This is a genomic window from Kribbella sp. NPDC050124, assembly GCF_044460355.1.
GTDB lineage: Bacteria > Actinomycetota > Actinomycetes > Propionibacteriales > Kribbellaceae > Kribbella.
In genome coordinates this window covers 41,859-54,173 of sequence record NZ_JBITJU010000006.1, presented here as the reverse complement: position 1 = coordinate 54,173, position 12,315 = coordinate 41,859, and the positions used below count along the sequence as shown (strand labels likewise).

Here is a 12,315-nt window from a genome sequence, read left to right as displayed (position 1 = left end):
GGACGCTCGAAACTCAGCACACTTTCGCGATCCGAGAGCGCTCTCAACTCCGTCCAGTTCCAGGGAGCTTTCCATGCGGCCCCGTGCCGGCTGCCGCCCCCTCGCGGCACTCCTCGCCTGTGGTGTCGTCCTGCTCGCCACCGCCTGCGGTGGAACCGGCAAGACGGATGCCTCGGGCAACGAAACCGATGGTCCGCGGATCGAGCTGACCATCGCCACCTTCAACGAGTTCGGGTACGACGACCTGTATCGCGAGTACGAGGCCATGCACCCGAACATCAAGATCGTGCAGCGCAAGGCGCCCACCGTCGACGCCCACGTCAAGAACCTGAACACCAACCTGACCGCCGGGTCCGGCCTGGCCGACATCGAGGCGATGGAGGTCAGCTGGATCTACAACTACCTGGCCAAGGCGGACAAGTTCGTCGACCTGCGCGAGTACGGCGCGGAGGACCTGAAGGAACGCTGGCTGGACTGGAAGGTGTCCGGCGCCACCACCCCGGACGGCAAGATCATCGGTTACGGCACCGACATCGGGCCGGAGGCGATCTGCTACCGCAAGGACCTGTTCGCCAAGGCCGGGCTGCCGACCGACCGGGCCCAGGTGGCCAAGCTTTTCCCGGACTGGGCGTCGTACTTCGCCACCGGGCGGAAGTTCAAGCAGCGGGTGCCGGGCTCGGCCTGGTACGACTCCGCCGTCCTCACCTGGGAGGCGATGCGCAACCAGCTGATCCAGGCCTACTACTCGAACCAGGACCGCTACCTCGGCGCGGAGAATCCGCTGCTGAAGCGGACCTGGGACCAGATCGTCCAGGGCAGCTCGGACGGCCTGTCGGCCAAGCTGCCGGCCTGGAGCGACGCGTGGAACAAGGCGTTCCGGACCGACGCGTTCGCGACCATGGCGTGCCCGGGCTGGATGCTCGGCGTGATCCAGGACAACGCGGGCACGTACGGCACGGGCAAGTGGGACGTCGCCGACGTGTTCCCCGGCGGTGGCGGCAACTGGGGCGGCTCGTACCTCACCGTGCCGAAGCAGTCGCCGCAACCCGAGGAGGCGGCCCGGCTGGCCGCCTGGCTGACCGCGCCGGAGCAGCAGGTCAAGGTGTTCAAGAAGATCGGCTCGTTCCCGTCCACGCTGGACGCGTACGACGACCAGCAGGTGAAGAGCCAGGTCAACGCGTACTTCAACAACGCGCCGGTCGGGCAGATCTTCGTCAACCGGGCCAAGAACGTCTTCCTGAAGCAGCACAAGGGCCCGCGCGAGGGTGAGATCAACCAGATCTTCAGCGCCGCGCTGGCCCGGGTCGACGAGGGCAAACAGGCCCCGGACGCGGCCTGGAAACAGGCCCTCGACCTGGCCGACAAAGCCGCCAACACGAGAACGAAAGGCTGAGCGGTTACACCGGGAAAGTAATACGGTGTGAAGGTCAGTCCGTCGTCCAGAGGAGGACCGATGAAGGACTCTGGTTCTCCGACGTTGGAGCAGGTCGCGGCGCTCGCGGGAGTGTCCCGCGCCACGGTGTCGCGGGTGGTCAACGGGTCGCCGAAGGTGCTGCCGGACACGGTGGCCGCGGTCGAGCGGGCGATCGGGCAGCTCGGCTACGTGCCCAACCGGGCCGCGCGCGCCCTCGTCACCCGCCGGACCGACTCGGTGGCGATCGTCGTACCGGAACCGGACAGCCGGGTCTTCTCGGATCCGTTCTTCGCCGGCATCCTGCGCGGCGTGAGCCTGACGCTCGCGCCGACGTCGTCGCAGCTCGTGTTGCTGATCGAGCCCGCCGAGGGTGACGACCAGCGCTTGTTGCGTTACCTGCGCGGCGGGCACGTCGACGGCGCGATCATCGTCAGCCACCACGGCCGCGACAACGTGCTGCAGGAGCTGGCGCAGTTGCCGTTGCCGATCGTGTTCAGCGCCCGGCCGCTGGGAGTCGACGTACCGGTGGCAAGTGTGGACGTGGACAACGTCGCCGGCGCCCGGACCGCGGTGGAGTACCTGCTCTCGATCGGGCGCCGCAAGATCGGGACGATCGCCGGACCGCTGGACATGACCGCTGGACTGGACCGGTTGACCGGGTACCAGGAGGTGGTGAAGGAGGCTGGGCTGACCGAGGCCGTTGCCTTCGGCGACTTCACCGCGGACGGCGGTGAGCAGGCCGCGCTCCGGCTGCTCGACGAGTTCCCCGACCTGGACGGCCTGTTCGTCGCGAACGACCTGATGGCGACGACCGCCCTGCGGGTGCTGTCGCAGCGTGGCCGGCGGGTTCCGGACGACGTCGCGGTGGTCGGGTTCGACGACTCGGTGATGGCGACCACCACGACGCCGAAGCTAACCACGGTCCGCCAGCCGGTGGAGAAGCTCGGCGCCCGGCTGGCCGAGCTCCTGCTCGCCAAGATCGGCGGCGCCGACCTGACCAGCCCGGAGATCTACGGCACCGAGCTGATCATCCGCGACAGCGCCTGAGGGCTACGGCGGATCGTTCTGGAACTGGAACTGCACCCGGACGGAGTTGTCCAGCGGTACGACGACGGTCGTGTCGGACGCGCTCCACTGCTGCGGCACCAGGAACAGCCGGTCGTCGCCGACCACGAGCAGCCGTAGCCCGTGGTACCGGTAGTTGAAGGTCTGGCCCTCGCCCGGCCGCAAGGCGGTCTCCTCGATCCCCGGGGATCGCAGCGCGAGCTTCTCCTTCGTGTCGAGGATGACGACCGGGAACTGGTCCAGGTTCTCCGCGTCCGCCTTGGCCAGCCCGCGACCGGAGTACTGCGCAGTCGTCGCCGTCGCCCAGAACGCGCAGGTGACGGTGACGACGATGAGCAGCGCGATCAACGACCGCTGGCCGCTGTGGGGTGGGCTCAGCTTGCGCCGGACGTAGGTGAGGTACGCCAGGGTGGCCGCCGCCAGGCCGATCACGCTGGGCACGACCAGGGCGTAGTACGGAAGCTGTCCGATCAACGGGAAGGCGAGCAGACCGGCGATCCCGATCAGCAGGAGTACGACGGTCGCGCGCGAGGCACGCCGTACGCCGGTCTCGGTCGGGTGGATCGCGTTGTGCACGAGCAGTCCCGCGACCGCGAGCAGGGTGATGACCAGCAGCGGGACGAGCAGCGGCTGCGGGCTGCGCATCACGTACTCCTGCGTGCTCAGGCCGATCGTGTCGACGTCGATCCCGAAGTACTCGTACTGCGATCGCGCCGAGACGTAGCCGAAGTAGAACAGCAGCGCGGTGATCAGGGTGACCGGCGTGACGAACTTCGCCGCGAAGGTCACCCACCGCTCGAGCTGGGAATCCTGCTCCGCCATCCGGTCAGCCACCCGACGGTGTGCCGGTAGAGGGTCCGGTAGTGGGATCAGTGGGGGTCTCGAGGGTGTCGGGCTCGAAGACGACCTTGTCCTGGTCGTCCTCGACCAGGTGGTCGCAGTCGTCCTGGGTCGCGCAGGTCGCCTCGATCGGGATGATCAGGCGGACCTCGCCGGTGCCGTTCGCGATCTGCCGGGCGCCGACGTAGCAGGTGTCGAGGTTGCTGGTCTGCCACTCGAGGTTTGCACAGGACTGCCGGTCGCTGGGGCAGGCAGACTGGTCGAGCTCGAAGACTCCGGTGGGCTCGAGCGCCGCCGCGCCGAGCTTCAGCTTCGTGCCCTCGGGCAGTGGGTTCCGGCCGAGCCAGTTGACCTGCGCACAGTGCTCGACGCCGTCGTTGTCGGTGCCGCCGCCGATCGGTGCGGTGGCGATCGAGATCGCCGGTTGCCGGCGGGTGGGTTGCGTGGTCTCCGGAGTGGTCGGCTCGTACGACGGCTCACCGGTGGTCTCCGGCGCGGGGGACGGCGTACCTCCGCCGTTGGGCGTGTCCGCACAGCCGCCGATCAGCAGGGCGACGACTGCGACCGCCAAAGCAGTCCTGCCCATGACGACCACCCCCAGCAACAGAATGACGCCACCAGGTGCCCTCGACAACGGTTGATGGCACCCTTTTGTTCACTCTCTGCTGCGACGACTGTCCTTGCTCGTCACCATTTGGTATCCCTGTCACAAGCGAGGGGGGTTGGATGACCGATCATGAGATCCGGATCGCGTTGGTGCTGAACGGCGGGGTCAGCCTGGCGGTGTGGATGGGTGGGGTGACGCACGAGCTGGACCTGATCCGGCGGGCGTCCGGACCGGAGGGGTCCCCGGCGCCGCAGGCGTACGACGAGGTGCTTGCGCAGCGGTGGCGGGAGCTGTGCCATCAGGGCGAGGAACGGCGACGGGTCGTGGTCGACGTGATCGCCGGGACGAGTGCCGGCGGGCTGAACGGGTCGTTGCTGGCGACAGCGATCTCGAACGGGTCGACGCTCGATCCCGACGGCGAGCACGGGCCCTGGCTGCGGCAGAAGTGGGTCGGGCTCGGGTCGCTCGAGGTCGGGAAGCTGGTGCCGTCGGTCGACAAGCCGAGCTCGGTGCTGGACGGCGAGTACTTCCTGGATGAGCTCGACGAGCTGATCAAGGGGGTCGCGGAAGCCGGCGAGTCGACCGCCGAGGGCGCGGTCACGCTCTTCGTCACCGCGTCCGGCCTCGGGGTGCAGCAGTTCGAGGCGACCGACGCGGCCGGGCAGTGCTTCGTCGTACCGGACCATCGGTACCTCTTCCGGTTCACCAGTGAGCAGACCGCGACGTACGACGGCCAGACCCGGACGTTCTCGGTCGCGGACAAGAACGAGCTGACCAACACCAAGCTGCTCGCCCTCGCCGCTCGGGCCTCCGCGTCGTTCCCGGCTGCGTTCGCGCCGGTCCAGGAGACGCCCAAGCTGGCCGGTTCACCACCGCGGCTTCAGCCCAAGATGGCCGACTCCGGCGCCTGGATGGTGGATGGCGGCGTACTCGACAACGCGCCGTTCGGGCCGGTGCTCGACGTCGTCGCGCGGCGTCCGGTCGGCGGTCGCGCGAGCCGCTACGTGCTGTACGTCGTACCGTCCGCAGGCGTCGGCCATGCGGCGACACAGCTGGTCGGTACCGACGCGCCGAGTTGGCGCAAGGCGGCGCTGTCGGCCGTGCAGTTCCCGCGTGAGGTGGACTTCCGGTCCGACGTCGAGCAACTCGAGCGGCTGCTGCTGGAGGCGGACGCGTCCTGGTCGGACACTCAGCGGCTGTTCGACCGTTGCATGGAGCAACCAGTCGAGCGGGCCCGGCTGTCGGAGGCGGCGAAGGCCCTCCAGCCGACGTACTCGCGGGGCCGGGCGGCCGGTGAGGTGTGGGAGGCGGTGACGATCGCGAGCCAGGACCAGACCACCGTGCTGGACGCCGCGACCTCGTTGTCGGAGCAGGACATCGACGAGATCCTGGCGACCGAGCACCCCTGGGTCCCGGATCCGGATGGTTCGACGAAGCCGCTGCGCACCGATGCCGAGGGCAAGCCGAGTTGGCTGTGGGGGACCGGCGCGGCGGAGCGCGTCGTACGGCTCGTGCTGCGCTCGTTGCGAACCAAGCTGGACAGCGCCGGTGCGCCGCAGCGGGAGGAGTTGGAGCATCGGCTGCAGGCGACGAGCGACTGCCTCCAGAAGACGCAGGCGGTGCGGGACGCGTTGTCGGGGCAATTGGCCAACGCCGAGCTCGAGTTGAAAGTGCCAGGTGGGGCCGAGACGGTCGCGGTCGCGCTGAGCGACATCTTCGAGGACCTTCAGGTGCAGCGGGCGCTCGGGGAGGCGTTCGCCGACCTGGTCGTGGCCGTCGGCTGGGAACTGGTCGAGACCGCACTCGAGGTGGAGATCGTGTCGCGGTGTACTTCGGCCCGGACGCCGCAGCAGCGCAGTGCGCCGTTCCAGTTCGTCCGGCTCGGCCCGGACATCCCGCTGACCCTGCTGGACGACCTGCAGGAGGGCTCGGTCGCGAACCTGCTGAAGGACCGGATCCTGTACGGCACCCAGGTCGGGCACTTCGGCGCCTTCGGTGCGGCGGACTGGCGGCGGTGGGACTGGCTGATGGGCCGGCTGCACTGCGTCGCGCACCTCGGCGCCCTGCTCGGCGCCGATCCGGACTGGATCCGCGAGACCCAGCGGCAGGTGCTGTTGGCCGAGGACTGGAAGGTCGAGAAGGTCGCCGAGCGGGTGCAGCGGCTGGCCGACGACTTCCGCGAGGCGACCGTGCTGTCCGCGCTCACTACGATGCGCGACGAGCTGAACCAGTCCGCCGAGGGTCGCGCGACGACGAAGGGCCTGGCCGACCGGATGGTCCAGGTCTCCGTCGCGCTCGGCGAGCAGCCGAGCAGTTGGGTCAAGGCCATGGCGGACCGCAAGTATCAGCCGAAGTCATGGCTGCTGCGGTCCGCGCGGTGGTTCACCGAGCCGGCCCGGACCACGCTGTGGGAACGGCTGATCCGGAATCCCAAGCTGACGCCGGCCAAGCAGCCGCTGCTCTTCCAGCGGTGGTTGCCGCTGGCAGCGATCGGGCTGAGCATCGTCCTCCTGATCGTCGCCGGGGTCGTCGACGTGGCCGCCGTACGCATCATCGCGGCACTGCTCGCCGGACTCGTCCTGGCTGCGGGTACGGCGCTCGGAGTGGTGAGCTTGTACGTCGGCAGGGTCCGCAGCCGGATCCAGGCGTGGATCGCGGCGAAGATCCCGAAGATCAGTCCAGAGTCACGAAGTCGATGAGCTCCTCGACCCGGCCGAGCAGGGCCGGGTCGAGATCGGCGTAGCTGGTCACCTTCGACAGGATGTGCTTCCAGGCCGCGGCCACGTCGGCCTGGTCGGTCGCGGGCCAGCCGAACGCCTGCAGCACACCCTTCTTCCAGTCCTGCCCGTGCGGGATCTTCGGCCAGGCCTTGATCCCGACCGAGGACGGCTTGACCGCTTCCCAGATGTCGATGAACGGGTGGCCGACGACCAGGACATGCTTGTTCGTCACCTGCGCGGCGATCTTCGACTCCTTGGAGCCCTCGACGAGGTGGTCGACCAGGACGCCGAGCCGGCGACCGGGGCCGGGCTGGAAGCGGTTGACGATCCCGGGCAGGTCGTCGACGCCTTCGAGGTACTCGACCACGACGCCCTCGATGCGTAGGTCGTCACCCCACACCTTCTCGACCAGCTCGGCGTCGTGCCGGCCCTCGACGTAGATCCGGCTGGCCCGGGCGACCTTCGCCCGGACGTTGTCGACCGCCACCGAGCCGGACGCCGTACGCGTCTTCTTGGCCGGTCCGGCCTTCTTCGGCGCCTTCAGGCTGACCGGCTTGCCGTCCAGCCAGAACCCGGGCCCGAGCGGGTAGGTCTTGATCTTGCCGTGCCGGTCCTCGAGGTCGACCACGCCGTGCTCCCAGCGCACGACGGCCCCGACGAACCCCGAGCTCGGCTCCTCGACGACCATCCCCTTCTCGAGCTCCACCTCGACGGTCCGCCCGTTCTTGGGCTTCCGCCAGTCCCCAGCCAGCACGTCGTTCCCATACCGATCAGCCACCGCCCAACCGTATGCCGTGCCCGGCCTCTGACCGCTCAACCACACACCCCTGCGGGGGGTGCGTCGGAGTGAAGCGAGTGGACCTGGGGCTGCGGGACGTCGGTGGGCGGTTAGAACATGGGAGCGGTGTGGTTTTGGGTTGGTTGGCGGGTGGGGGAGAGTCTGGTCAGGAGGAGGTAGGTGAGGAAGCCGGCGACGATGCCGACGGCCCAGGAGTAGTCGTAGAGCGGTTGGAGGAAGGGGATCAGGCCGTCCTCGGGGAACGGGCCGGCGCCTGGGTTCGAGTACGCGCCGCCGACTGCGAGGAGTGAGCCGAACAGGGTCGCGACCACGGCACGCCAGTTCCAGCCGGCGGAGTACCAGTAGCGGCCGCCGGCCTGATAGAGGTCGGCGAGGTGCAGTTGCGTGCGGTCGATCAGCCAGTAACCCGCGATCAGCACGCCCGCCACCGACGCCAGCAGGCCGCCGTAGAAGGACAGCCAGACGAAGATGTAGATCGACGGGTCGGAGATCAGCCGCCACGGCTGGATCACGATCCCGATCACGCCGGTGACCAGGCCCGCGGTCCGGAAGTTCAGCCACCGCGGTACGGCGTTCGCGAAGTCGTACGACGGACTGACCACGTTCGCGGCCACGTTGCACGACATCGTCGCCAGGATCGCCATCACCAGGCCGATCGTCACCACTACCGGGTTCTCGAACCGCCGGGTCAGCTCGACCGGGTCCCAGATCGCTTCGCCGTACAGCAGCACGGTGCCGGACGTGGTGATGATCGAGACCAGCGCGATGAACGACATCGTGGTCGGCAGGCCGATGATCTGGCCCCAGACCTGCTGGCGCTGGCCCTTCCCGAACCGGGTGAAGTCCGGCATGTTCAGGCTCAGCGTGGCCCAGAACGCGATCATGCCCATCAGCGCCGGCGCGAAGATCTTCCAGAAGTCGGCGTCCCAGCCGAGTTTCGACGGCTGGTCCAGGATCGGGCCGAGGCCGCCGGCCTTGACCAGGATCGCGATCATCAGCGCGAGGAACGCGACCGTGACCAGCGGCGCGGCCCAGTTCTCGAACCGGCGCAGGCCTTCGATCCCGCGCCAGATCAGCACCATCTGGATCCCCCAGAAGAACGCGAAGCTCAGCCACTGCGTCCACGGGTGCCCGCCGGCCGCGGCGGCGTTGGTCCAGCTGTCGCCGGCCAGCTCGCCGACGATCACGTAGATCGCCTGGCCGCCGATCCAGGTCTGGATGCCGAACCAGCCGCAGGCGATGAAGGCCCGGAGCAACGCCGGGAAGTTGGCGCCGCGGACGCCGTAGAAGGCGCGCGCGAAGACCGGGAACGGGATGCCGTACTTCGTGCCCGCGTGGCTGTTCAGCAGCAGCGGGACCAGCACGATCAGGTTGCCGAGGGTGATGGTGATGAACGCCTGCAGCCAGTTCATCCCGAGCGCGACCAGGCCGGCCGCGAGCAGGTAGCTGGGGATGTTGTGCGCCATCCCCATCCACAGCGCCGCGTAGTTGTACGTCGTCCAGTGCCGCTCGGGCAATCGGGTCGGCGCGAGCTCCGCGTTCCCGTACGGGCTGTCGGCAACCGCCTCCGGATCGGTCAGCTCGACCCGTCCGTCCGGGTGCACCGTCTGCTCAACCGTCGCCATGAACCCCACCACCCGATCCGCTCGAGGACGCACTTCGCAACAAGTTGCGCCCTCAGGTGACGTGCTGTCAACGGACAACTACAAAGGTTGTGTTTTGAGGCAGGTCAGCTGGGGCCGAGCAAGGGGAGTGTTGGTCTGCGGGGAGTACCGAGGGCTTCGTAGCCGCGCTTGATGGCGTCTTGCAGGTGCTCGAGCGGCCACGGCCAGTCGTCGGTGTGCTTGAGCGCGTCGTCCAGGGACGTGCCGGCGTGGTGGAGGCCGGAGATCGTGTTGGCGACCGTGCCGAGGTCGCCGGCCTGGTCGCGGACGAACTCGGCGTCGACCACGGCCCCATGACCAGGGACGACCTTCGCGGTGTCGGACAGCATCCCGATCACCCGGTCGATCGTGTCGGGCCACTCGAGCGGGAAGGAGTCCTGGCCGTACGACGGTGGCGCCGACTCCTCGACCAGGTCGCCGACGAAGAACACCTCGGCATCCGGTACGACGACCACCGTGTCGCCGGACGTGTGCGCGTTGCCGAGGTGCAGCAGCTCGACCCGGCGGTCGCCGAGATCGATCACCTTCGCGACGGCGAACGTCGTACCGGCGAGGTTCTCCTCGGCGGCAGCGTTCTCGTGCAGGTAGACGGTGGCGTCGGCGAAGACGCTGTTGCCGACCACGTGGTCGAAGTGGGCGTGGGTGTTCACCACCCAGCGGACCGGTACGTCGGTGAGCTCGCGGATGTGGTCGAGCAACTCAGCAGCTTGTTCGGCGGTCGCGCGGGTGTCGACCACCAGTGCGCCGTCCGCGCCGACGACCAGGCCGACGTTGAGGTCCCACTCGTCGTACCGGCGGACCCAGCAACGATCCCCGACCTCGGTCCACCTGCTCATCCACGTCCTCGCTTCGCTCCGGGCGCGGATGAGGCACAAGGCACACTGCGCTCAATGATGAACTCGCTCCGCTCGTTCATGACGCCGAGGTTACTTGCTCAGCACGTCGCCCCTGACCACCTGCTTCCGCTCGACACCGCGGAGCAGCACGCCGACGTTGTCGCCGGCGTTCGCGACCTTCACCGTCTTGCGAAACATCTCCAGGCCGGTCACCTCGGTCTGGAGCAGCGGCGAACCGGCGCGGCTGAGCAGCACCTGGTCGCCGACCGCGACCGTGCCGGCGATCACCCGGCCGGTGACGATCGTGCCGCGGCCCGTGATCGAGAACACGTCCTCGACGGTCAGCTCGAACCCACCCGGCGGCACGCTGTCCTGCGGTCGCGTCCCCGGGAAGGTGTTCGCCTCGCCGGCACTCTTCCAGAACTTCCATCCCATACACCGACCCTAGCGATCGGGAAGCTCCATCCAGGGGGCGGAATCGCACTTGAAGGGTGGTCGGGGGGCGCTTAGTGTCACGGTGGCGATTCCGCAAATTTTCCGAGCCTGGAACCGAAACTTTCGAAGGGCGGACGGCGTGACGACACGACGTGCACTGGTGGTCCGGGGCGGGTGGGAAGGACACTCCCCGGTCGAGGCGACCGACCTGTTCATTCCCAATCTGCGCGAGAACGGGTACGAGGTGACCGTCTCCGACACGACCGAGAGCTACCTCGACCTGGACGGCACCGACCTGGTCCTGCAGTGCGTCACCATGAGCCAGATCGAGCCCGAACACTTCAAGGGCCTGGACGCGGCGATCCGCAAGGGCACCGGCTTCGCTGGCTGGCACGGTGGGATCGCGGACTCGTTCCGGAACAACTCCGACTACAGCTTCATCACCGGCGGCCAGTTCATCGCGCACCCGCACGGGTTCACCGACTACCGGGTCGACATCGTCGCCGAGCACCCGATCGTCGAGGGCATCACGCACTTCGACGTGCACACCGAGCAGTACTACGTGCACTACGACCCGACGAACACCGTGCTGGCCACCACCACGTTCCGCTCGCACCCGGACTACCCGTGGATCGAGGGCACCGTGATGCCGGCCGTCTGGACCCGGACCTGGGGCCTGGGCAAGGTCTTCGTCTGCACCGTCGGCCACAAGCTGGACGACCTCGAAGTGCCGGAGGTCCGGACCATCATCGAGCGGGGGCTGCTGTGGGCGAGCAAGTGACACGCGTCGGCATCGTCGGCACCGGGGTCATCTCCGGCACGTACCTGGAGCACCTGGGCATGCTGCCCGGCGTCGAGGTCGTCGCCGTGGCCGACCTGGACGTCAGCCGCGCCCAGGCGATCGCAGACAAGAACCAGGGCATCCGCGCCCTGTCGCCCGACGACCTATACGCCGCGGACGACGTCGACATCGTGCTCAACCTGACCATCCCGGCCGCGCACGCAGCGGTGCACCAGGCCGCGATGGAAGCCGGCAAGCACGTGTACGGCGAGAAGCCGCTGGCCGTGGACCGCGCCGAGGCCGAGCCGCTGCTGAAGTACGCCGCGGCCAACAACCTGCGCATCGGCTGCGCGCCCGACACCGTGCTCGGCACTGGCACCCAGACCGCTCGGGCCGCGATCGACCGTGGCGACATCGGCGTACCGACTGCTGCGACTGCTTCGTTCGTCACGCCCGGCCACGAGCTGTGGCACCCGGCGCCGGAGTTCTACTACCAGCCCGGCGGCGGCCCGGTCCTCGACATGGGCCCGTACTACGTGACGAGCCTCATCACCCTGCTCGGTCCGGTACGGCGAGTGGTCGCCCGCGCCGGCCAGTCGCAGCAGGAGCGGAAGATCCACACCGGTCCGCGAGCCGGCACGACCTTCGGCGTCCAGGTGCCGACGCACGTGACCGGCGTACTCGAGCACGAGTCGGGTGCGCTGACCACGCTGCTGATGTCGTTCGACGTGTGGGCCGCCCGGTTGCCTCGGATCGAGGTGCACGGGACCGAGGGGAGCCTGTCGGTGCCGGACCCGAACGGCTTCGACGGCAAGGTCGAGATCGCCACCGCCACGAACCGGGACTGGATCGAGCTTCCGGTCGCGGGAGGGTACGCCGGAGCCGGCCGTGGGGTCGGGGTCGCGGACATGGCCCGGGCGATCCGCAACGGCGAGCCGCACCGGGCCGACGGCGCGCTGGCCTACCACGTGCTCGACGTCCTCGAGTCGGTGCTCGAGGCGGCCGCGCAGGACCAGCCCGTGGACGTCGCGAGTACGGTCGAGCGTCCGGCCGCCGTACCGTTGGGGGCATCTCCCGAAGTCGCCTGAGACCCGCCCCACGCCGCAAGCCGGCGTCGGCGGCTACTACGGCTCGGTAGACTGGCACTCGAATCG

11 protein-coding genes are annotated in these 12,315 nt (G+C 68.7%); 5 read left to right on the top strand and 6 right to left on the bottom strand.

The genetic code is table 11. The features are described 5' to 3' along the window. Positions 1–73: 73 nt before the first annotated feature. Positions 74–1,393, top strand: a complete 1,320-nt coding sequence (locus ACIBL3_RS16640; RefSeq protein ID WP_396354258.1) for an extracellular solute-binding protein — start codon at positions 74–76, stop codon at positions 1,391–1,393. A 60-nt stretch (positions 1,394–1,453) separates the two neighbouring features. Continuing rightward, a complete protein-coding gene (locus ACIBL3_RS16635; protein WP_396354257.1) occupies positions 1,454–2,461 on the top strand; it encodes a LacI family DNA-binding transcriptional regulator in 1,008 nt (335 codons plus the stop codon). Positions 2,462–2,464: 3 nt separating this feature from the next. Here the strand turns inward: ACIBL3_RS16635 and ACIBL3_RS16630 are convergent, their stop codons facing one another. Then, complete coding sequence (locus ACIBL3_RS16630; RefSeq protein ID WP_396354256.1) at positions 2,465–3,301, bottom strand: hypothetical protein; 837 nt, start codon at positions 3,299–3,301, stop codon at positions 2,465–2,467. A gap of 4 nt (positions 3,302–3,305) precedes the next feature. Then, positions 3,306–3,905, bottom strand: coding sequence for a hypothetical protein (locus ACIBL3_RS16625; protein WP_396354255.1), 600 nt, complete (start codon positions 3,903–3,905; stop codon positions 3,306–3,308). Positions 3,906–4,045: 140 nt separating this feature from the next. Between ACIBL3_RS16625 and ACIBL3_RS16620 the strand changes: the two genes are divergently transcribed. Beyond that, positions 4,046–6,625 carry a DUF3376 domain-containing protein gene (locus ACIBL3_RS16620; RefSeq protein ID WP_396354254.1) on the top strand — a complete coding sequence of 860 codons (2,580 nt, stop codon included), beginning with the start codon at positions 4,046–4,048 and terminating at the stop codon, positions 6,623–6,625. Here ACIBL3_RS16620 and ACIBL3_RS16615 read toward each other — a convergent pair. The 4 genes from ACIBL3_RS16615 to ACIBL3_RS16600 all read right to left on the bottom strand — a co-directional run bounded on the left by ACIBL3_RS16615 (position 6,600) and on the right by ACIBL3_RS16600 (position 10,380). Next, positions 6,600–7,424 carry a DUF3097 domain-containing protein gene (locus ACIBL3_RS16615; RefSeq protein WP_396354253.1) on the bottom strand — a complete coding sequence of 275 codons (825 nt, stop codon included), beginning with the start codon at positions 7,422–7,424 and terminating at the stop codon, positions 6,600–6,602. The two genes, ACIBL3_RS16620 and ACIBL3_RS16615, sit on opposite strands and share 26 nt — an antisense overlap. Positions 7,425–7,534: 110 nt before the next feature. Further along, positions 7,535–9,070 (bottom strand): NCS1 family nucleobase:cation symporter-1, encoded by a 1,536-nt coding sequence (locus tag ACIBL3_RS16610; protein ID WP_396354252.1) that lies wholly within the window; start codon positions 9,068–9,070, stop codon positions 7,535–7,537. Between the two features lie 104 nt (positions 9,071–9,174). Next, complete coding sequence (locus ACIBL3_RS16605; protein ID WP_396354251.1) at positions 9,175–9,945, bottom strand: MBL fold metallo-hydrolase; 771 nt, start codon at positions 9,943–9,945, stop codon at positions 9,175–9,177. Between the two features lie 90 nt (positions 9,946–10,035). Beyond that, the gene (locus ACIBL3_RS16600; RefSeq protein ID WP_396354250.1) at positions 10,036–10,380 is read right to left on the bottom strand and encodes an EF-Tu/IF-2/RF-3 family GTPase; all 345 of its coding nucleotides are present in this window, start codon (positions 10,378–10,380) and stop codon (positions 10,036–10,038) included. A 139-nt stretch (positions 10,381–10,519) separates the two neighbouring features. Between ACIBL3_RS16600 and ACIBL3_RS16595 the strand changes: the two genes are divergently transcribed. Beyond that, positions 10,520–11,161 carry a ThuA domain-containing protein gene (locus ACIBL3_RS16595; protein WP_396354249.1) on the top strand — a complete coding sequence of 214 codons (642 nt, stop codon included), beginning with the start codon at positions 10,520–10,522 and terminating at the stop codon, positions 11,159–11,161. Next, positions 11,158–12,249, top strand: coding sequence for a Gfo/Idh/MocA family protein (locus tag ACIBL3_RS16590; RefSeq protein WP_396354248.1), 1,092 nt, complete (start codon positions 11,158–11,160; stop codon positions 12,247–12,249). The genes ACIBL3_RS16595 and ACIBL3_RS16590 overlap by 4 nt, the downstream gene beginning before the upstream one ends. The last annotated feature ends 66 nt before the right edge of the window (positions 12,250–12,315 follow it).